Source organism: Vibrio sp. 1F253, assembly GCF_041439295.1.
Lineage (GTDB): Bacteria > Pseudomonadota > Gammaproteobacteria > Enterobacterales > Vibrionaceae > Vibrio > Vibrio tasmaniensis_A.
The window spans coordinates 1-21,407 of sequence record NZ_JBGONU010000052.1 but is presented as its reverse complement, the minus strand read 5'-3'; the positions used below and the strand labels follow the sequence as shown (position 1 = coordinate 21,407).

Below are 21,407 nucleotides of genomic sequence, written 5' to 3'. Positions count from 1 at the left end.
CGTCCTTGTTAGACAAAATTAATGCTGATTTTGTAGAAACTTCCAATTCCGAGTTTCTAGGAATAAAGAGGCCAAAATCATATATATGCCAATTAGCAATAATTGGAATATGCGAATAAAAGTGTTGCTATCGATATCGCCGGAGCTCATCAATGTGCTACCGACAAGTACTAGCAAGGTACTAAATGCAGTGGCGAAAATCGGTGCTTTTTCGGGAACCGTGTAGATTTTCTTAGCAATCACAATAGCGACCAAGCCTATGAATAAAGAGTAGAAGATAATATTCGGAACAATCGAAAGGATTGAAAAAGCAGCTATCGCTAGCAAGCCACCAATGCCATTACTGATCACCAGAAATGCACTTAATTTGACTGATTTTTCTGAAGTGATCATTAACGATAACAACGCAATAAACATCATGGTTAACAATGCTTCAGATATCTGAAAAATAAAGAAAAAGCACACAACGGGATAAGAGATAATCATCGCACGGAAAGCCGCATACCAGCGCTCTGTCTTATTGAAAGGTACCGACGCAAAGCCAGAGAACTCCGACTTAGGTTCAGGGAAGAAGACATGAACCAGCGCAAAAATAGTCACCGACACTACACCAGAAGTCGCTAAGCCTGATGCCAACAATACAGAGACTCCGGGGTTATCAATCGCCATAAAAGGCAGCATCAAGACAGCAATCAACAATATGGTGGCGAAAAGGTTCCATTTAGGGTCGACAAACAAGTAGTAACCCCACAGCATCATTAACCCCACCAAAATCAGCAATGGAATTGGGTAATGGGTAATTCCTCGCGACAGCAATAAACCTAACCCCATCGTCACTACAACGGCCAAGAGCAATTCGTAGACCGTTTCCTTATGGAGGTTTGATTTATCAATTAAGAACTTAGCAGTGAACACTGGCGCCACAAACGCAAGTGGCCAGTTTATCCACGCCGCCAAGAAAACAGCCAACGTGACCCCGACAGTAAATCGCAGGATACGTTGCTGTGTTTGTTGGTCAGGAATCGGCTTATCGGACATAAGACAATACGCTAATCAGACGAATCCATACTTTGCCTATCGCGTTGAACACAAAGTTATCGCCGCTATAAACAATCACATCCGCTTGGCCGCCCACTCGAAGCATGCCTTGCATCTCATCTCGTTCAAATTCGATAGTGATAGGAAGCATCTGTGTTTGACGCAACCAACCCGTTTGTTGGCTAGCTTTAGCAAGCTTACCTGCTTGATCATTTTGTCCCCAATCAACACCCCAATCGATGCTACTCACTCGCCCTTTCACGATTTGTCCTGGAGCGAAATCCAATGCCACTTCCACTTCATCACCGACGGTTACGTTACCAAGGCTATTTTCACGATAATAAGCTTCAATCCAGATATCTTCCGTCGAAACAAAAGTCATGATCGGTTGACCTGCTGATGCGTAAAAACCCTCAGAAAGGCTAAAGTTAGAAACGCCACCTTGTGTCGGTGCTGTAATCACGGTGCGCTCTAGGTTCAACTGTGCCTGTTCAAGTGCTAACAACGCCGCTTTCACTTGGCTGTTTTCTTCGCCTTCTTTACCCATTTGTTTCTTAGCACGGTCCAGGTCAGCTTCTGCATTGACAACCGCCGCTCGAGACGTTGCTAATGCGGCTCTCGCTTTATCTGCATCTGATTTAGAAACCACACCTTTATCAGCCATCTCTAAAACACGCCTGGCTTGTAGCTTGGTGTTTTGTCTTTCAACAATCGCTGAAGTGAGTTTCGCTTGCGCTGAAGCAATACTTGCGGTTTGAGCACCGACATTTTGGCCTGCAATCTCTAAATTTTGCTCGGCTTGTTGTACTGCAATTTTGTAATCAGACTCATCTAAAATGGCTAACTTGTCACCTTGATTAACCAGTTGGTTTGGTTGAACCAGTATATCGAGCACTTTACCCGACACCTCAGGCTTGATTGGAACGATATAACCTTTTACACGAGCATTATCAGTTATAGGGATGATGCGGTCTGAAATGACACTGAAGATCAACATGAATGCAACAAACAACAATAGATAGTTTGTGACCTTTCTTACTTTGTCTTTTCCATTTTCTTGCTGGCCAACTTCTTCATTGGCTTCTTGCTTATTCCCTTTGGTTTCTGACATGGGACTCCCTTCTAGATAACTAACATCAACAAAATTAATACTTTAAAAATAAACCCAGCGATGGAAAACTCAAGTAAATAGGGTTAGATTTAGTAAACAAAACGTTGCAAATGATATGCACGTCTAATAATGCAACAATATATACAGGATTGTATTCCAATGACCTCTAGTCACTACCAAGTCCCGGTAATTCAAACGAACTACGCTAAAATTCTGGTTCAGGTATTTTCTGACTATGGTCTTGATTTACATCTGTTGCTTAAAGATTCCGGTTTACCACCCGACCTTATCGAATCAGAAAGTGATTTTGTGCCATCGGAATCCATTAAGCGTTTGATTTATCTTACATCTGCACAACTCGGCGTATCTCGGTTCACCGATATTCTTGGACTCGCATTTCGACGTCGAATCATCCCAAATGTCTTGCATCAATTTACCGAATTCGAAACCATTGGTGATGCACTAAAACAGATCAATTCAATCTTTGCCTACGACTCCCCAGGGAGCAAGGTCGAGTTTATTCAAGAACACGGTCAGAGCTGGTTTTGTCGAACCGCCCCGGAAGACAATTCCCCTATGTTTCAATGGGGAGAAGCTTTTGCGATTACATATATCATTGAATTAATAACCATTTTATCCCAATCGCCATGGTTACCTAATAAGGTGCGTCTACAAGGACATGACATCGATGTCGTCAAAACACTGGTGCCAAGTAGCTGCCAACTGTTTGTTGAACAGCCGTCGACGGCTGTGCTGATTCCTGAAGAAATCTTACAACTCCCAATTCGCCTAACCTCTAAAGAACTCAGTGCTAAACCGACGCTTATTGAGTGGCACACTAGCTTTACCGATAGCGTTTATGAGCTACTCAAGCCCTACATGAAAGAACAAGATCTCTCACTTGAAGAAGCGGCTGAACTGCTCAACTTTTCAGTGCGAACGTTCCAACGCAAACTCAAAAATGAAAATACGACCTATCGAAAGATCAAAGAAAACCTAATGTTTTCTGTGGCTTGCGAGCTGATAGAAGAAGGTCATACGCTGACCTATATCTCTAGCCAACTCGGTTACACCAACATCTCTCACTTTTCTCGGGCGTTTAAGTGTGTGTCTGGTCTTACGCCGAAGATTTACCAACGTTCAATTTTGGACTAAATGTAATTTTGGACTAAGTACAATCTGGCCTCCCTCTCAGTTCCATTTGTAAGAGTGTCGCTAGATCTATCGCGCCCCAAAGCTCCTCTACGTCTTGTACCCTAAAATAAATAATCATACTTACTCCTCTTTAAGTCGAAGTACCATCTTGGATCAATCTCGACAGAGATACTTACCATAATGCGCCACACCCACTTTAAGAGCTGTTTCGCATATAAAATAATAAGCGTTTGAAAGTTATAAGTTTATCTCCTAAGTTTTTTATAACCCTTTACTCAGGAAGATGTAGATGAGCAATATAGAAAAAGTATATGGATTTAATACGCCCCAACGGCTCTTTGTCGGTTACACACTCGCCGTACTCGTTGATTTAACCGTTCTCAATTTTTTTGATGAATATTGGGATTTCGTCAATATCGAGTCTTTCACCATCTCATTTGCTGCTGCGATTTTGCTACAGCTGTTGCTCAAGTTATCCATCGGCTTAGAACATAAGCTCGCGGATTACTTCAAGTCGAAACCCGGCACTGCCCCTAAGATCTACAGAGGCCTGTCGAGCTATGTGATTCTCGTCGGTTCAAAATTCGTGATGCTAGAAGCCATCAACATTCTATTTGGTGACAAAGTGGATTTCACGGGGCCTTGGAACGGTGTCGTCGCCTTCTTTGCAGTGGTATTTACCATTCTGGTTGCCGAAGTGATTGTTTCTAAAATCTACTTTGCATTGGATGACACGCAGAAAACCGAAAAAGCCTAAGCGCTCTATCGGTTTTCAAGTGAACAGCAAACAATAAGTGGGCTACTCGGGAAGCCGATAACGTTGCATCACTAAAAAGCAAAACGCTTTCCGAAGGATCGGTTAAAAGCGTTTTGCGCTTTTTTGAGGGAGTGTTGACGGAGATGAGCTTAGAATGACGAGGTTATTTCTCCCTCGCCAGGATTAAGACCACTTTTAGCTCGCTCCAAATTTAACCGCGAAAGATCTGCGTACCAAGAACGATCTCACGTGATCATAAATCAGATTAAACACAAACGCGTAAATGGTAATAAAAATGGTCACGCCGATATCCATTAAAAATGCCTGCCAAATCCCCACATCAAGTAAGTAAGCCATCACTGGGATCGTCGCCACCAGCAAGCCTGCCTCAAATAGCACGACATGAAAAACACGTAACTTGAGCGAACGCTTTGATTTTTCACCCGTGAAGTAGCGATCAAAAATGCGGTTGAAACAGTAGTTCCAAATCATGGCGATGGTCGCAACAACTATCATGGTTCCTGATAAGGCATTCACATCATGATCGGTAAATATCGCCAAGCCCATAATTGAAAGTGTGACGGCCAAAACTTCGAATAACACTGAGTGGAACACTCTTTCTAACGTACTCATACATTCCTCTAAATAATCTAGTCTGTGTTGGATTAGCTCGGATTATGTCATCGGAAATAATAAGAGAAAGTTAACAGCCATCACGATTAGTGATAGCCTGAGCATTATCATCCCATTTGCTATTGAGCGAGAAGTAACATGTACAGTTTTGAGCAACTAAAAGTATTCGTCACCGTGTGTGAAAGTGGCTCTTTTTCTGCTGCAGCACGCAAGCTGAAACGCGCTCAGTCTGGTGTCAGCCAATCGATCGCCAACCTAGAAATTGCCATCAACCAAGAGCTGTTTAACCGCGAGAAAAACATCCCTGTTTTGACCAACACAGGTAAAGCCTTATTGCCTGTCGCTAAGTCGATTCTCGACCAACAAAAGTACTTCGACCAAAAAGTAGAATCGCTGACACAAGAAGATGAACACGAACTGATCATTGCCATTGATGAGAGCATCATAGACAAGAACTTCATTAAGATAATCAGCTCACTAGCCGATCAGTTTCCAATCACACACTTCGATATTATTACCACCTCAACCTTCGATGTTGAAGACTTAGTCAGACGCGGCAAAGCACAGATAGGCATCATCTATGCGGATGGTGAACTTAAAGTAGATATGGACTTCTTCTTACTGGGTCAAGCACGTTTTCTTACAGTTAGCTCCGCCACTCACGAGCTGAGCCAAATGCCCGTCGTTCAAGACTCAGACCTAAAGCGCTACCGCCAATGTGTGCATCGTAGTTCTAAGCAGCGCGAATTGTGGTTCACCTATGGCATCAGCTCCATGCTTTGGTATGCCAACAACCACAAAACGATCATCGATCTCGTTGAACAGAACGTAGGGTGGGCAAATGTGCCTGAAATGATGGTGATGGAAGGGATTCAGAAAGGTGATCTCGTAGCACTGCCAGTGGCACACGAGCATGGTGGTTGGATTACTCCAGTGGGTTGCTTAGTGTCTCGCAGCCATATCAATGGCCCAGTGTTAACAAGTTTACTTGAAAAACTAAAAGGCCACTCATTAGAGAACAATCAATGGCAAGCCAACTAATCTCCCCAATTCTTGAGCTCAGCCTATTTCAGCAACTGAATCCTAAATCAATGACGGTGGCGTTTTCTCCAGCACTACCTCATTTCCACTTTTTGTGCCGATAATTTTCTTTGTCGTGTGGATAAAACACCCTAGTTGATATCCCAAAGTGACATAACTAGTATGCGATCCCAAAGGGTTTGTCTTATCAAACTGATATCGACAAAACCAAATCGCTCTTTAACACCACTGACCCAACTTCAAATCTCCCACATAAGTGCCCCTGCCCTGCAACCACTTGTGACAGCTTCAAATAGATCACTTTTGAATATTGATTCGCACCCAGTTTATGAGCCCTCTTTGAGTGCTTTTTTATATCTAAATGAACCTTTTGGAAAATTTGTCGTGAACGTTTTAAGAAATATTTGCCCTGAGAAAATGGGTAAAGAGCGTAACAAACGAGAGTATGATTTACGCGTACTTAATTGTGTCAGTGAAAGCGAATATGAATCGCGTATGGCAGTTTGGAATAGCTTAACTTTGGTTGCTACTCCGTCTGTTTCAGAAACAAAAGGCTTCATCGATGAGGCTTTCAACAAACTTCAGCAAGATTTGAAAGAAGCGAGCCGCGAGTTATCGATTAACTACACGGACTTCATTGCAATGGCGCATGAAGAACTCAACTACATTAAAGTGTTTGTTGCTAATAAGACCGCACAATACGGTTGGTATGCCGCGATCGTTCTTATGATCATCGGTACTGTTGCTTTATGCGCTCAGTAAACCAAACTGTGTATTAAATAAATTGCCTTAAAAGCTCAAGCGATAAACATAAGCACATATCTGTGCTTATGTTTTAGCTAGAAAACAAACAGTTAAACTCATTTATTTTCTAGTCTAAAAGCCTTCACTCTCCCATCAGAGACAACAGATCCCGCGTCGCTTGTTTTGGATCTTCAGCGTGACATATCGCAGATACCAGTGCTAACCCATGAATACCGCTCTCAACTAACTGCGGGATGTTCGATTCGTTAATTCCACCAATACCGACAATCGGTAGCTTCGTTGTCTCCAACGCCATTTTAATTCCATCATAGCCCCAATGTTTCTTTAGATTCGTCTTGGTCGGTGTGGCAAAAAGCGCACTGAGGCCAATGTAATCGATCGGTAAGCTATCGGCTTCTTGTAACTGCTGTTCAGTTTCAATTGATAACCCAAGAATCTTATCTGGACCTATCAACTGGCGTGCTAACTCTGCAGGCATATCCGATTGCCCTAAGTGCAAACCATCGGCGTCGACAGCCAATGCAACGTCTACCCGATCGTTAATGATCAGCGGTACACCAGAACCTGCCAAAATCGACTTTACGGCTTGTGCTCGTTCAATGAAGGCTCTTACATCTCCGTGCTTTTCTCTCACTTGAACCATAGTGACGCCACCCGCAACCGCTTGTTCAACCACAAACTTAAGCGTTTCTAAATCTTGTTGGTCATCCGTTACTAAATAGAGCTTATAAGGGTTCATTTCGTACCTTTGGAGTCGATGTCTAAAATTGGCGTTGTACTATTTTACCGACAATTTGCATCATGTGCATGGAAGTTAATAAACAATTAGCTCAATTAAGCATGCTCCAACAAATATGCAACCCATTGAAGCGATACTAAAAAACCGGATTTTTTAACGAAAGCGTTACTTATTACACAAACTATTCACTTAAGCCTGCCCAGAACCCTGTTTTATGGAATACTTCGCAGTGAAGGAATCAGGTAAATATAGGGATAGTTATGCGCCACCTTTCTATAGCATTGAAGATCAAGCTAGGTTATGCCATCTGCTTGCTCTTTTTCGTCATTTCAGGCTTTGTGAGTTACAAAGGTATCCAAACCTTGTCGAACGGCTTTAGCCAATACAGTGAGCTCAGCCAAAAAGCGACATTATCAAGCAACATTCAAGTGCACTTTCTTCAGATGCGTTTAGCTTCTGAACGTTACTTAGAGTCATTGGATGAACAGTACGAAACGAATTATCAATCAAGTAAACTTGCGATTGATGAACTGCTCAACAACTTAATCCAATCCACCACCAAAACCGATAGCCTAGCTAGCCTGCAATTAGTGCAAGACAGTGTGGCGGCGTTTGATGTGGCTTATGGTTCAATGAAACAGAGTGAGCTTCTCATAGACCAACTGGTCAACGTTGAGATGGTCCAACGAGAAACCAACGCACTGAAAGCTGCTCAAAGTTTGTTGTATGAGTCTTACAATAACAATGATCCAAACGCGAGCTTATACGCGGGCATGTTGATGGAGAATTTCCTCGCAGCCAAGATCACCGTACTCAGTTATTCAAACAACAACGACCTCAAAACCTATGAGGCGGGTAAAGATATCTTTGAATACGCGCTACCAGGTATTGAAGGCGACATTGAATCTCTCAAATCATCGCCTTATCAAAGTGAGCTGATTGAAGACTTCTCAAACCAACGTGGAGCGTATGCAAAAGGCTTTGAGCAAGTTCATCAACAGATGATTGAGAACACCCAAAGAACTGCGACCCTTGCCTCTATTGGTGACAGCTTAGCGATTGCGGTCGCGGATGCTCAAAGTATTCTAGAGCAACAAAAGCAAGCACTCACGCCGGTACTGCAAGCCAGTGAAAAACGTTCAGTTCAAATCATCTTCTTGCTAACGGGTGTGGCTTTGGTGATTGGCATGACGAGCGCTGTGTTGGTGACTCGCTCTATTACCAAAGGCATCGCACAGGTTAAACAGATCACCAATGAGCTTTCTCAGGGCAACCTGAATGTTGAAGTGAACATTGAGAGCAAAAATGAGATTGGCGAACTGCTGACCAACATGGAGATTACGATTGAATCTCTGCGCGATATTGTTGGTCAAGTGAACCGCTCTAGTGTACGTATTGGTGAGATGTCGGAGTCACTCAATCAGGTGACAAACAACAGCTCGACTAACGCAACACAGTTGAACAATGAGATGATCAATATCTCTTCTGCCGTTGATCAATTGGCTTCAAGCACATCAGAAATTGCTGCAAGTGCTAACCACGCGTCTCAAGTTGCCAACCAAGCAACCGAGAATGTCGCTATGGGACTCAAAGAAGTAGACAAAACACTGCATGAAATTGGCAGCGCCGATGAAAGCATGCAGGTGAGCAGCCAGAAAGTGACTGACCTACACAAAGAGTCGATGAACATTGGTGCCATTCTTGAAGTCATCAAAGGCGTTTCTGAACAAACCAACCTGTTGGCATTGAATGCAGCTATTGAAGCTGCGCGCGCAGGTGAACAAGGTCGTGGATTTGCAGTAGTAGCCGACGAAGTAAGAACTCTAGCTAAGCGTACTCAAGATTCTGCAAGCCAGATTGACGAACTCATCACCTCACTGCAACGTGGCGCTAAAGATGCGTTAGAGTCGATCAAAGAGAGCCACAGCACGGTTTCAGATGCTTCAACTCAGGCACAGCAAGCTTCTCAGAACTTACATGTGATCAACCAACACATTCAAGATTTGAATCAGGCCAACAGCCAAATTGCAGTATCTGTTGACGAGCAAGATTGCTTAACCAAGTCGTTGGGTGAAAACGCGCAAGGTGCCAATACCATCGCGCAGAGCAACCAAGAGTCTGTAAGCAGCATTTCTGGCGCAGCGAGCGACTTAACCGAAGTTGCTCATCACTTAGAAAACCAAGTGAATCGATTTAGAACCTAGCTAACTTTCTGTCTCTGTTATTCAAAGTCTCTGTTATTTAGAGCCTCGCTTATTGAAAACATAGCGAACACGGTTTATATAATAAGAAAGCCCCCAGCACATTCGTGTTGGGGGCTTTTTAGTGAGCTAAATGCTTATAGCCAGATTGAATCTACTGAATCTTCAAACGTTGAATCAGAGTCTCTTCATCCAATTGATATAACTCATCAAGTAAGTTCATTTGCAAGCTACCTGGGCCACGTGAGTTTTCCGCCGCGATTTCGCCAACCACACCCAATACCGCTGCAGCAGCCAAACCACTGTCATCACCGACAGCCGCGAAAGCACCCGTCAGCGCTGTTAGCGTACAACCCATGCCCGTCACATACGGCATCATTGGGTGACCATTGTTTAACGTCACAACGCTGTCTTTAGTGACAACGTAATCTGTCTCACCGGAAATAACCACATTCGCACCGTATTCAGCCACTAAGCATTGCGCAGCACCTACCGCAGCATCACTGCTATCTAGCGCATCAACGCCTTTGCTCTGTGCTTGCTCGCCCGCTAACGCGATAACCTCAGACGCATTACCACGAATGATTAACTTATCCGCTAAACGTGCAATTTCACGAGAAGTCTCGGTACGCAGCGTACTTGCGCCACAACCCACCGGGTCAAGAACCACTACCTTGTTGTTCGCGTTGGCTTGTTCTACAGCAAAACACATTCTTGGCGTCCAAACACTATCAAGTGTGCCAATGTTAATCACAAGCGCGCCAGAGAAAGACATCATCTCAGCCAGTTCTTGTTGTGAGTGCGCCATGATAGGTGAAGCGCCAATCGCCAATAACGCATTGGCCGTATTGTTCATCACGACGTAGTTGGTAATGTTCACAACCAGTGGTTTTTGCTCTCGTACTGCGCGCAACGATTGAATGATTTGTTCAGTTAGCATGGGTAAATCCTTATTCGTGAAAGTCGTTTTAAGCCGAGGTTGAGTCATTAAGTGCATTCAGCCCTTGCTGCCAAAAAGCCACTTCCATACGCGTTGCGGTTTTGAAGATATGAACGATGTTCTGACCGCGCTCGCTGTTGATATCAATTTCAGCAAGCAGTTGATTGAAGTATTCCGCGCCCGTTGCCACACCAGACTGGAACTCTTCACCGCCATACAGTTGCAACCAGCTCGCATATGGGTTGCCTTCTAATACAGTATCACTGCTTTCTAACAGCGCTTTACCGATAACAGCGTAACCAATTGAACACGGAGCCAGTGCTGCATATAAGTCGACAAGATCACCCGTCATACCCGCATCTAGAACGTAGCGCGTGTAAGCGACTGTGCCGAAATCTTCAGGTTCGTTTTCTAAATCCGATTCGGTTAAACCCCACTGACCACAGTAAGTCACGTGGTGAGAGATTTCAGAATCTAGCAGAGCATGAACACTAGGCAGTGCACGACGCATATCAGCCAAGGTTTTTGCCTTGTAAATCGCCAACGCATAAGCGCGGGCATACTGTTTTAAGAACAGAAAATCTTGCTTCAAGTAATGCAGAAAACACGGCTGAGCGAGAGTGCCGTTTGCCAGCGTTTTAACAAAATCATGCTCAGTGTAGTCTTGCCAATCTTGCTGACAAGCTTGGATTAAGTCTTGGTATTTCATGAGATTCCTTAGTCAAAAGTCGGTACGTAATCTGCGGCTTTTGGTAGTGATTTGATAATGCCTTTGTCGAACATGAACTGTGCGTAATCGTCGTAACGTTTCAGGTCAACTGCAGAAGGGCGAAGCGCAAAACGAGTCAGCGTGTCGTTCCATGCGCGTTGGTTAAGTTCGTTGTTCAACGTATCTGGTGAATACGCCACAAACTCACTCCATGAATCTTGTGGATGGTTCACAATGTAAGTCGTTGCTTGCTCAAGTGCTTTGTTGAACGCTTTGATCGCTTCGTCGTCGTGCTGCTTTGCGTTCGCAACAAAGATAAGCTCGTCGTAAGCGGGTACACCGTGCTCTTCTGGGAAGAATGCTTTCGCTTTAAAGCCTTCAAGGGCTAACTGGTTAGTTTCGAAGTTACGTAAGCCACCCCAAATTGCGTCTACCTTGCCTGATGCCAATGAAGACGACAGTGCCCAACCGACATTGATGGTTTGCACGTCTGTAAACGCAACATTTTCTTGCGCTAGCATGGTGCCGATGGTCGCTTCTTCGTTACCCGCAATCGCAATACCGATCTTTTTGCCTTTCAGATCCGCTAACGAATCGTTCTTGCCGTTATCCAAAACCATTAGTGTGTTCAGTGGCGTTGCGATAAGAGTAGACGCACGAACAAGAGGTAAACCTGCCGCTACATCCATGGTTAAGCTTGGTTGGTAAGTGACTGCAAGGTCGACCTTACCTGCTGCGACCAATTTTGCTGGCGTGCTTGGGTCGGCTGGCTCTTGGATTTCAACCTCTAAGCCTTGGTCAGCAAAGTAGCCACGCTCTTGAGCAATCACAATCGGGCCGTGGTTCGGGTTCACAAACCAATCCAACATCAGTGTCAGTTTCTTCTGTTCAGAGTCCGCTAGAGCATGACCTGAAACCAATGAAGCAAGCAGTGCCACTGCACCTACCAATTTGGTATTTTTCATAGTTAACCTTTCCTTTTGAATATTATTGTTGTGTGTATCGAGCTAATTTTTAACGAAGTTTGGTTTAGATAAATAGCGTGAGCGAAGCTTTATTAAACAAAGTGTTATTGAGCGAACCATCATTGGTTTTCCCAAGGGATAGCTTTTTTGAGTAACTTGTCTGTGATGAAGTAGAGCGAGATAGACAGCACCGCCAAGATGAATAAGGCCGCAAACATTTCATCAATGATCATGCGTGCGTTGGCTTGCAGCATTAGGTAACCCAGCCCTTCACTCGAACCGACCCACTCGCCGACAACCGCACCAATTGGGGCAATAACCACAGCCACACGAATGCCAGACGCCAGTGTTGGCAATGCAGCAGGCAATTGGATATAACGGAGCAATTGCCATTTCGATGCACCCATGGTCTTAGCAAGATCAAGATAACCAGTCGGTGTATTTCGCAGACCGTCGTAACAACAAGTGGTCACGGGGAAGAAGATAATGATCGCCGCCATGACGACTTTTGATGCGATGCCATAACCCAGCCACAGCATCAATACTGGCGCAATCGCAAATACAGGAATCGCTTGGCTAGCGATTAAGATAGGCAACAACCAGCGTTTCAGCGGTTCGAACATCAACATCTGCAGAGCGAAAAACAGCCCCATAGATAAACCGAGCAATAGACCAAGTAGGATTTCCTGCGCAGTCACCCAAGTGTGTTTGAGTAGCACATCGTAACGTTCAATAAGTTTTAAAAAGACTTCTGCAGGCGCTGGCAGAATGAAGCTAGGCATCTCGAAGATAACCACCACCAATTGCCATAAACCTAGAATCACAGCACTGCTGATCAGCAAACGCATAACGGGATTCATCTGACGAGGGCGCTTAGTCGTGATCTGTGTGTTAGCTGAACGGATCACAGCTTCGCTTCGTGTTAGGTCATTCATAATCACGCTCCAACTGATCTAAGATCGCTTGTTGCAGCTCAGCACATTCACCGTCTAACACTCTTGGTGTGGCCGTGTTGGGCACAGATAAAGACTGTGCACTCGCAGGTGTGCCTTGCAACACATACAAGTTATCCGCCAAACGCACCGCTTCTTGTGGATCATGGGTGATCAACACAACGGTTTTACCTTTTAGCAGTTCACACGCTAAACTTTGCAGCTTGTGTCTTGTTACCGCATCCAGCGCAGAGAACGGTTCATCCATCAGCACCACTGGCTTGTCTTGCATTAAGGTGCGAGCCAAAGCAACTCGCTGACGCATACCTCCAGACAATTGATCCGGCATAGTAGACGCCTGATCAGCCAAACCAACCGCAGCTAACAACTCTAGTGCTTGATTGGTTTGCCGTGCTTTATCAGAAACTGGATTTTGAAAGCGATGACTTAGGCAAACATTGTCGATAACCGACAGCCATGGCAGTAACAAATCCTGCTGCGCCATGTATGCTATGCGATCGGTTAGAGGCAGTTCATCAGAGGTTGCCAATGTGCCCTGCCATTCAACTTTGTCATCGAGTAAACCCGCTAGGTATCGCAATACCGTGGTTTTCCCGCACCCACTGCGACCAAGTAGCACAGTCCACTTACCCGCGTTTATGCTCAGTGATAGTCCCGATAAGGTGGCATATTCACTATCGCGATAACGCAAGGTGGCATTGCTGAGTTGAACCCCAACCGTATTAACGAACATTACCGTGTCCAGCGAAGAAGTGATTTACAGGGCCGTGGCCTTGACCGACTTGCAACTCATCAGCATGAGCAATCGCGTGAGAAATGTATTGTTTGCCTAGGTCGACAGCTTCTGCCAGCGTGTTGCCTTGAGCCAAGAAAGAAGCAATGGCAGAAGAGAGCGTACAACCCGTACCGTGAGTGTTTTTAGTCGGGAAACGCTTCGCGCTAATCAAGGCAGACGTCGTCGGGAGAATCAGTAGGTCATTACTGTTCTCATCCTTCTCCAAGTGACCGCCTTTTAGTAGGACTGCTTTTGCACCTAAAGCGCGTAGATCTTCAATCATACCCTGCATTTCCGCTTCGCTTTCAGGTACGGCTTTGCCTGTAAGTGCCGCGCCTTCTGGCAAGTTAGGGGTGATAATGTCTGCCAGCGGAATCAACTCTTGTTTCAGCGTCGTAATTGCTGAGTTTTCTAAAAGAAGGTCTCCACTTGTCGCGACCATGACAGGGTCAATCACTAAATGTTTAGGCTGGTACTGTTTGATTTTGTCAGCAACGACTTTGATGATTTGAGAATCAGCCAACATGCCGACTTTTACTGCCACGATATTGAGATCAGTAAAAACCGCATCTAACTGGCTAGCGACATGGTCGAGCGGGATAGGAAAAATGGCTGACACGCCTTGAGTGTTCTGGGAAGTGATAGCGGTAATTACCGAACAAGCGAAACTACCGGTAGCAGACATAGCTTTAATATCAGCTTGGATACCTGCACCGCCACCACTGTCTGAGCCTGCGATAGTCAATACAATCGGAGTGTTCGTGCGAATCGTGTCTTCAGCAGAGTGCCGCTGTGTTGAGGATTTTGGAGTTGAGGCTTTTGGCGTTAAATCTTTTGAAATAGAACTGTGTGTCATTGTCGCTCCTACTATCTTACAAGACGTAGGAGAACGAACACCGATCGAAGGAGAAGTCGCATTAGGCTCATGAAAGCTTTCATGGGTGCAGACGTAGATCGAGTGCTTATAGTTCCCTACGCCAGTGTTAACTGAATCAGGTTCAACGGGTCTCGACTAACGATCTCAGCAAACACCAAATAAGGTATATGCCCCCCGACTATTGATAGCGATAATAACAGCACTCTTAAAACTGAGATACTCATTTTATTCAATTATACTAATTACGCATGAATAAATTTCAATTAGGCTCTATAAAACAAATACTTATAACGTTCCTTTAGATGGATTCGACTGTATAAACAAGCACAACACAATCAGAGACATACCTAACCAGCCTATAAAAGGAATCAGCTCACCGACAACACAGACCGCAAGCACCGCTGCAACTACCGGTTCAAACAGAGTCAGCAGATTGGCACTGCTCGCAGTCACGTGGCGTAAACCAAAACTGAACGCGATATAGCCCAAGCATTGTGGGATTAACGTCAGATAGCTGATGACTAATACGTTAATCTGCGAGGAGAACAGGTTCTCACCAGTAAACCAGAGCGTTGGCAGCAACAGCATTGCACCGAGGCCAAAAATACTGCCCATCGCCGCTTGTGACTTAATCCCTTTATCGATCAGTGCTTTGGTCGCCCAAGAATAAATGGCGTAACACAACCCAGCGACCAGACCTAAGCCAATACCTAACAGCTTGAGATCATCACCGGATGCGTTCGCCGATGAAGATTCTGAAAACACCAACAATCCAATACCTACCACACCAATCGCAAAGCTAGTGAGCCAACGTTTGTTGATATTATTCTTTTTGCTAATCAGACACTCTAACAGTGCCGAAAAGAAAGGTGCGGTCGCAATCGAAACCACGGTACCAATCGCCACACCTGATAATTTCATTGAAGAATAGAAAGCTAAAGGATAGACCGCCAAAGCACTCGCTGCCAACAGCTTCTTGTTCTGTAAAAGCTTGTCGAAAGCGAATAGGATTTTTCGATACGCCAAGCCCGCTTGTATTAGGCCACCGACGCCCATAGAAAAAGCGCCAATTGCTAATGGGCTTAGATCAGGAGCAAAACTTGCGGCGGTGCCTGTCGTGCCCCATAAAATAGAAGCAAACAAGATGGCTAAAGTGCCCGTTTGGAATTCGTTAACGCGATTGATGGCAAGACTCATTTCTATTACCCAATTTTCAGTTCTGAAATAGATAATAGTGAAAATTGATAAGATTTAGTTTGCCAAAAGGACGCTATTGTTGTTTCTAAAGACTCTCTTTCATTGAGCCTAGAAACGCCCTTGGGGACATACCAAAGTGCTGAGAGAAGCGACGACTGAAAGCAGAAACATCACTATATCCCACATTTTCAGCAATCAATTGAACCGGTAAATCGGTGTGAGTTAACAAGGCTTGGGCTTTCTCCATACGATATCGAGTGATGTATTTAAGCGCACTGATGCCCAGACATTCTTTGAAGCGTTTTTTGAATTGAGTGGGGCTCAAACAGGCCGTTTCTGCAAGTTGTGAAATGGATAACGGCTGCGTGTAATTATCCGCTATCAGCCTTTGTACCGCACGGATTCTTGGGTCGATGCTCTTGCTGACTTGTTGTTGCTCTAACAGCAATGAAAACACATCCAAAACTGATGACTCAATGCCACTATCGACCTGATATTCCAGCTGCTTCTCAACAAACAGCAAGAAGCTCATCAAAGGTGGTGTGATCGTAAAAACCGAGAGCTCATGCTCTAACAAGTGCTGCGGCAACTCCGCCATATCCGCGACAATAAACCGCGCGGCTTCATCCGCCTTAAACGCATGTGCTGTGGTTACCGGAATCACCACACATTCGCCAACGGCCACTTTGCCAACATACCCCACCATTTCGATATTAATACTGCCTTGGATCGGCAATACCAATTGATGATGGTCATCATGAGCATGGGTATTAAATTGCTTGGTGTAAGATCGAATGCTTAAGCTAGATTTCATGAGCAACACCGGAATACATTTCGCTAGGTTAAAGTAAGAGAGACAACGTTACATTATCACTTCCCTAGAGTCATACTCAATGCTCATCAAATTCATGCTAACTAGGTGACGTGATCAAAAACGGCCTCTACTCTAATTGAGAGGCCGTATTTATTAGAGTGGTAAATCACGTTAAAAGTTTAAAACGATACTTGGCTTTCTTGACCAACTACTACCTGAACGCTATTTTGAACATCATAGATTTCAAAACCATCAGCAACCGGATCGGCATTGTCTTCATCACTGTCATGCTGTGCAGTACAGGTATAGCCTAAAGAGTAAGTACCTGAATCAATGAAGCCCAGAGAAAACTCATAGTTGGTCTGCGCTTTATTCAATGTCACTGACGCTGAAGTGATCGGTTTTTTCTCCGCAGGACCACCAATTGGTGCCATGTCAGCTTTAACGATGTCACCTTCATACAAATAAACCGATTGAACGAAGGTATTGTCATTTGTAGGGTTACAAGATCCAAAAGTTGTTGTCGCTACAGTACCTTCAATGTTTCCTGTCTCAACCGTATTGATAAGGCTCACAGATGTTCTTTGAACGGTGTAATCAGGGAGACTTGAACTGTTCTTTAAGCCGCGTCTCAGATCGAACTCAACAACAAAATCGTTACTCTGTTGGTTCACATTGAATGAGTTGTTAAAATACAGCACACCAGCGTTATCTTCTTTACCCACACCTTGCGGGCATGCACCTTCACCTTTCACAGTTAACTGACGGTTCGTATCATCGTTTTCTATAACGTAAGAAGGTGTTGTTGGGTGGTCACCATCATGGGCAAACACACACAACTTATAACTGCCGACCGGGATGACCTCATTTTTGATCAAAGGAAGCGCCTCGCTGCCTTGGTAATCCAATAAATTAACACTTAATGGAATAGGATCCTCACCATCTGGCAATGGGTCACCGTTTTTGTCCACGTAGTTACCGTTTTCGTCCGTTTTATACACGTCATAAACCAATGGCGTACCTCCCTGTCCCGGAAGTAAAGCCACCTTACTGAATGTCACAGTGACGTCTTTAACATCATCAATGGGCGCATCACTTACGCTCAAGGTAATCGGTGTCGTGCTGCTTGATGAACCTGAATCACCGCCACAACCAACAAGCCCAGCCAGCACAAGGCTTGCTAAAGCGGTTTCCTTTAAATACTTCATAATCAATTTCCTATAAATCACTGCTCAATAAAGGGCTTATTTGAGTGCCCTCTTATTCTTTTCCTTAATGTGACTCATAGATAAACCGCGCTTATGGCCCAAATCGGTTAGCCCTGTTATTTGGGGCTTTCTTCATCCAAAAACTCTGTTCATCAAGGTGCACATATCAGGTCGCACATAGGTTAATTAAGTCTAGTAAGTAAATTGTCAGTAGTCGCCCATATTTGGCAAGGTTGCTGTCAATTGTGTTGAAATGGTCGGTATGCATAGGGTCGGAGAGGATGATTTTAAGCAACTTGATCAACGTGAATAATCGCTACCAAGATCAAAAAAGGCCGTTAAGACAGCCTATTGCTGAACTTAAACGACCTTTTCATTGAATTTTGATTAAGCTAAGACGATATCAGCTCAGTCAAACTCACTTATTTTTGAAGTTGCTCTTTAGCGGCTTCAACCTTAGAAAAATCTAGGCCAAGCTCTTCAACTGCTTCTTTGATTAGCGCAGGGTTTTGCATTACCTGACCCATCAGCATTTGAAGTTTGTCTTGAGGTAAACCAAGTTGGCTGATTGTCGCCATTGCTGCAAGAGGATTTTCGGTCAACGTCTTGAATATCTCGCTGATCTGCTCGTCGCTAATATTGTTCTCTTTCAACATTGCTAAAATCGGGTTCATTTTTTTGCCTTTGAAACACTAAATTAAGTAGGAGCACAGCATACCATCTAGCTGTGCTCGATTGTACTAGCAAGTGAAGCTTTGGTTTAACACGAACTGTGCTTTTCCCAAACGCAAATAATGCTTGGGCTTAACGAGATTCCAATGGGTAAGAGCGGTAGCTCCACATACCATACGTTCTTAGAGCGTCACGGTAGATGCCTAGAAGCTCACCACTGCTCGCTTTCTTAAGATCTTCTAGCGGCTTATCTGGGTAAGAAACCGTATCGAAGGTAATGCCCTGAGGACCAGTTTGCCAGCTAGCAATTTCAAACAGAGTTTGACCACGACGAACATGGCTTGCCGAGCTGATAATGGTCGCATGTTTAATATCATGACGAGCAAGCGCATAGCTACTGAACAAGGCATTGCCTACCGTGCTGGTCGCGTAGTTCTCTTCAATGATGCGGTCTTTGCTTACCCCTTTTGAGATAAGCCAATCCGCCATTAACTTCCCTTCTGTCTTATGGTTCTTAGGCACGCCGCCGGTTAACACGATCATCGCGTCTGGGTTCGCTTTCGACATTGCTAATGTCGTTTCAAGACGTTCAATCAAGATCTCATGCATAGAACCATCAGGGTTAAGCGCGTAGCCCAAAGTGACGATGGCACCGTGGTCGCTCAACAGTCCCTTATCCGCAGACTCTTTAAGAGGTGTTTCTAACACGCGGTCGACCGTTGCAAAAATACGTTTGATGTCTTCTGCTTTACCTTTATTCAGGCTTTCTAGCTTCTCCATGTGCTTATTCGATTCACTGTCATTGCCTTCAAATCGCTGCCAAACCGCTAGATACGCATGAAGGTCGACATCGTCTGGCGCAACCGTCAGTGCTTGTTCAAACAACTCAATAGCGCGCTCTGCGTTCTTGTTGTAGATCTGAGCGTTCGCAGCCGAGATAAGCAAATCAGTACGGTAAGGTTCTAGCTGGTACGCTTCTAACAATCGGTTAGTCACAATTTCCATGTTGCTTGGCATTTTGGCCGTGAAGCCCGCGTGAGAAATTCTTGCCGGAGACTTAAACGCCTGCAACGCATCAAGAAGTAATTGGTCGACAACTTGTCGCTTAGTCACCAACTGCGCGTAATCTGCTGAAGCTTGTACTGCGCCATCGTTAGCGGCAAAAGAATAAGGTGTTGCGCCAAAAGCCAGCATGCCACCAAGAGCGAGGGCGATAATGTTCTTTTTCATGGAAAGATCCTGTGTCGTTAAGTGTTCACATCAGATTTGCTCCCCAATGTAAGCCCCCAAGATTAAAAAACCGTGAACCAAACCTTACTCTCCAAGGTTAATATTTATTTGTTGCATAAGATGTGGCAACAGATCACGATTTTGAACTTACCAATAAGCCTGCGCATCGAGATAATTTTGGTTTAAAGGGGAATTCACCGATCATTTTGGAATATCTAACTGCGATATCCATGCGCCCTATTCCACCGAAAACCGCCAATCACAAATCCAAACTCCACAGAAAATAACACGCCTAAACAGCAACTTTAAGCTCATTTTTCAACAACTTAAAACCCAACACACCGAATTGTTGGATGTTAACCCTCCCCCGGATAACTAAGTTCTAAACGTATGGCCTCTAAATGCGAATCGACATATTTTCAAATAATTCAAAATCAATTATTGAACGATCGTTCAAGTGGTACTTTAATGAATCAACAATACAAGGAGTTACCCCATGCTTAAGTTCTATTTTCACCAAACACCCAACCCAATGAAGATCGCTCTGTTTCTAGAAGAGACAGGCCTAGATTTTGAACTCGTTCCTGTTGATACCTTAAAGGGCGAGCAACACACTCCGGAATATCGCTTAATAAACCCGAACGGAAAAACACCAGCCATTGAAGACGATGGGCAGCGTGTGTTCGATTCTAATGCCATCCTTTTGTACCTATCAGAGAAAACAGGCAAGCTAGCGGGACAACCAGAAGACAGAGCCGAACTGCTCTCTTGGATGATGTTTATCGCGAGCGGCCTTGGTCCATACTCTGGCCAATCAGTACACTTCCGTCATGCTGCACCATCAGTGAACCGTTACCTACGTGAAGCACAACGTCATTACGAAGTGTTAGAAAAGCATATGGAAGGTCGTGAGTTTTTCGTCGGAAATGAGTACACCATCGTCGATGTCGCGGCATGGGGTTGGATTGATAAAGCACCGGTTGTGCTTGGTGAAGGAGGCCTAGAACCTTACCCGAATTTGAAGCGTTGGTTTAACGCAATCAACGCCCGTCCTGTTGCAATTCGCGCTCGCGAGATTGGTAACGGCATTGAATTTAAAACCGAACGTGATGAAGAAGCGAAACGAGCACTGTTTCCTTCGAATTATGCAAAGTAGAAGAGACTTAAGGCTTAACACTGTTCGAAGCGACGACTAAGTCTAAAATAGCGAGAGCCGCTCAATGTGGCTCTTCGTTATTGAAAAATTCAAATTCATGCATCTTGGTCTTGACTAAATTAAAGAACAGCTATGAATGTAGGGCTATTAAAGCATAAGCATCTTAGTTGGAAGACCCGTTTTCACTAACCCCAGCCCCTTTATCTACGATTTATTATTTTATACCTGACACATACCAACTAGACCAATGAAAGGTATGTGAGATTCTCCGCACTCATAGTAATTTAGTTAAAATCACTATTCATTTAGGATAATTTTTTTTCTTGCATCAGTAGAATTCATAACAAATTAAATTGGGTGTTAAAACAATGAGTGACAATAAGAGTATTTTTCCAGAAAGGTCAATGGCTCGTGAGCCCCCTCTGGCAGGATAGTTGTCACTGTTAAAATTTAACCAGTTTGGGCGATAAA

Annotated in this window: 21 protein-coding genes and 1 riboswitch; of the genes, 6 read left to right on the top strand and 15 right to left on the bottom strand. The window is 44.4% G+C overall.

The genetic code is table 11. The features are described 5' to 3' along the window. Nucleotides 1-18: 18 nt before the first annotated feature. Both ACED28_RS19475 and ACED28_RS19470 read right to left on the bottom strand, forming a co-directional pair. Nucleotides 19-1,038, bottom strand: a complete 1,020-nt coding sequence (locus ACED28_RS19475; protein ID WP_012600930.1) for a DUF2955 domain-containing protein — start codon at nucleotides 1,036-1,038, stop codon at nucleotides 19-21. Then, nucleotides 1,028-2,149, bottom strand: coding sequence for an HlyD family secretion protein (locus ACED28_RS19470; RefSeq protein WP_371710521.1), 1,122 nt, complete (start codon nucleotides 2,147-2,149; stop codon nucleotides 1,028-1,030). The genes ACED28_RS19475 and ACED28_RS19470 overlap by 11 nt, the downstream gene beginning before the upstream one ends. Before the next feature lie 159 nt (nucleotides 2,150-2,308). On the opposite strand from ACED28_RS19470, the gene ACED28_RS19465 reads away from it, so the two are divergent. Beyond that, nucleotides 2,309-3,304, top strand: coding sequence for a helix-turn-helix domain-containing protein (locus tag ACED28_RS19465; RefSeq protein WP_371710520.1), 996 nt, complete (start codon nucleotides 2,309-2,311; stop codon nucleotides 3,302-3,304). A 289-nt stretch (nucleotides 3,305-3,593) separates the two neighbouring features. Then, entirely contained in the window at nucleotides 3,594-4,061 is a 468-nt protein-coding gene (locus ACED28_RS19460; RefSeq protein WP_012600934.1) for a hypothetical protein, read from the top strand. A gap of 195 nt (nucleotides 4,062-4,256) precedes the next feature. Here ACED28_RS19460 and ACED28_RS19455 read toward each other — a convergent pair whose 3' ends face one another. Beyond that, a complete protein-coding gene (locus ACED28_RS19455) occupies nucleotides 4,257-4,694 on the bottom strand; it encodes a PACE efflux transporter (RefSeq protein ID WP_371710519.1) in 438 nt (145 codons plus the stop codon). A gap of 138 nt (nucleotides 4,695-4,832) precedes the next feature. Here ACED28_RS19455 and ACED28_RS19450 point away from each other — a divergent pair, with 138 nt between their 5' ends. Together ACED28_RS19450 and ACED28_RS19445 are read left to right on the top strand one after the other, a co-directional pair. Then, the gene (locus ACED28_RS19450) at nucleotides 4,833-5,735 is read left to right on the top strand and encodes a LysR family transcriptional regulator (protein ID WP_371710518.1); all 903 of its coding nucleotides are present in this window, start codon (nucleotides 4,833-4,835) and stop codon (nucleotides 5,733-5,735) included. 417 nt (nucleotides 5,736-6,152) lie between these two features. Further along, nucleotides 6,153-6,497, top strand: a complete 345-nt coding sequence (locus ACED28_RS19445) for a thiamine-phosphate diphosphorylase (protein WP_065104613.1) — start codon at nucleotides 6,153-6,155, stop codon at nucleotides 6,495-6,497. Nucleotides 6,498-6,621: 124 nt separating this feature from the next. Here the strand turns inward: ACED28_RS19445 and thiE are convergent, their stop codons facing one another. Then, nucleotides 6,622-7,239 (bottom strand): thiamine phosphate synthase, encoded by a 618-nt coding sequence (thiE, locus tag ACED28_RS19440; protein ID WP_102308488.1) that lies wholly within the window; start codon nucleotides 7,237-7,239, stop codon nucleotides 6,622-6,624. Nucleotides 7,240-7,499: 260 nt separating this feature from the next. On the opposite strand from thiE, the gene ACED28_RS19435 reads away from it, so the two are divergent. Next, the gene (locus ACED28_RS19435; RefSeq protein ID WP_371710517.1) at nucleotides 7,500-9,443 is read left to right on the top strand and encodes a methyl-accepting chemotaxis protein; all 1,944 of its coding nucleotides are present in this window, start codon (nucleotides 7,500-7,502) and stop codon (nucleotides 9,441-9,443) included. 151 nt (nucleotides 9,444-9,594) lie between these two features. Here the strand turns inward: ACED28_RS19435 and thiM are convergent, their stop codons facing one another. From thiM to ACED28_RS19380, 11 genes are all read right to left on the bottom strand, one after another. Continuing rightward, nucleotides 9,595-10,380, bottom strand: coding sequence for a hydroxyethylthiazole kinase (gene thiM, locus ACED28_RS19430; RefSeq protein WP_371710516.1), 786 nt, complete (start codon nucleotides 10,378-10,380; stop codon nucleotides 9,595-9,597). A 28-nt stretch (nucleotides 10,381-10,408) separates the two neighbouring features. Next, nucleotides 10,409-11,089, bottom strand: a complete 681-nt coding sequence (gene tenA / locus ACED28_RS19425; protein WP_017077477.1) for a thiaminase II — start codon at nucleotides 11,087-11,089, stop codon at nucleotides 10,409-10,411. An 8-nt stretch (nucleotides 11,090-11,097) separates the two neighbouring features. Further along, nucleotides 11,098-12,054 carry an ABC transporter substrate-binding protein gene (locus tag ACED28_RS19420; RefSeq protein WP_104214947.1) on the bottom strand — a complete coding sequence of 319 codons (957 nt, stop codon included), beginning with the start codon at nucleotides 12,052-12,054 and terminating at the stop codon, nucleotides 11,098-11,100. Nucleotides 12,055-12,173: 119 nt separating this feature from the next. After that, entirely contained in the window at nucleotides 12,174-12,989 is an 816-nt protein-coding gene (locus ACED28_RS19415) for an ABC transporter permease (RefSeq protein WP_371694549.1), read from the bottom strand. Beyond that, nucleotides 12,982-13,740 (bottom strand): ABC transporter ATP-binding protein, encoded by a 759-nt coding sequence (locus ACED28_RS19410; protein WP_371710515.1) that lies wholly within the window; start codon nucleotides 13,738-13,740, stop codon nucleotides 12,982-12,984. The genes ACED28_RS19415 and ACED28_RS19410 overlap by 8 nt, the downstream gene beginning before the upstream one ends. Beyond that, nucleotides 13,730-14,638, bottom strand: coding sequence for a bifunctional hydroxymethylpyrimidine kinase/phosphomethylpyrimidine kinase (gene thiD, locus ACED28_RS19405; protein WP_371710514.1), 909 nt, complete (start codon nucleotides 14,636-14,638; stop codon nucleotides 13,730-13,732). Before thiD ends, ACED28_RS19410 begins: the two co-directional genes overlap by 11 nt. A gap of 96 nt (nucleotides 14,639-14,734) precedes the next feature. Next, nucleotides 14,735-14,846: riboswitch (TPP riboswitch) on the bottom strand. 98 nt (nucleotides 14,847-14,944) lie between these two features. Further along, nucleotides 14,945-15,856: a DMT family transporter gene (locus tag ACED28_RS19400; RefSeq protein WP_371710513.1), complete on the bottom strand. Its 912-nt coding sequence runs from the start codon at nucleotides 15,854-15,856 to the stop codon at nucleotides 14,945-14,947. Nucleotides 15,857-15,941: 85 nt separating this feature from the next. After that, the gene (locus ACED28_RS19395; protein ID WP_029223732.1) at nucleotides 15,942-16,670 is read right to left on the bottom strand and encodes an AraC family transcriptional regulator; all 729 of its coding nucleotides are present in this window, start codon (nucleotides 16,668-16,670) and stop codon (nucleotides 15,942-15,944) included. Between the two features lie 179 nt (nucleotides 16,671-16,849). Further along, entirely contained in the window at nucleotides 16,850-17,878 is a 1,029-nt protein-coding gene (locus ACED28_RS19390) for a DUF4382 domain-containing protein (RefSeq protein ID WP_371710512.1), read from the bottom strand. A gap of 422 nt (nucleotides 17,879-18,300) precedes the next feature. Next, nucleotides 18,301-18,552: a DUF2999 family protein gene (locus ACED28_RS19385; RefSeq protein WP_009844829.1), complete on the bottom strand. Its 252-nt coding sequence runs from the start codon at nucleotides 18,550-18,552 to the stop codon at nucleotides 18,301-18,303. Nucleotides 18,553-18,682: 130 nt separating this feature from the next. Further along, nucleotides 18,683-19,780 (bottom strand): YdcF family protein, encoded by a 1,098-nt coding sequence (locus ACED28_RS19380; protein ID WP_009844828.1) that lies wholly within the window; start codon nucleotides 19,778-19,780, stop codon nucleotides 18,683-18,685. 496 nt (nucleotides 19,781-20,276) lie between these two features. Between ACED28_RS19380 and ACED28_RS19375 the strand changes: the two genes are divergently transcribed. After that, nucleotides 20,277-20,936: a glutathione S-transferase family protein gene (locus tag ACED28_RS19375; RefSeq protein ID WP_371710511.1), complete on the top strand. Its 660-nt coding sequence runs from the start codon at nucleotides 20,277-20,279 to the stop codon at nucleotides 20,934-20,936. Nucleotides 20,937-21,407: the final 471 nt, after the last annotated feature.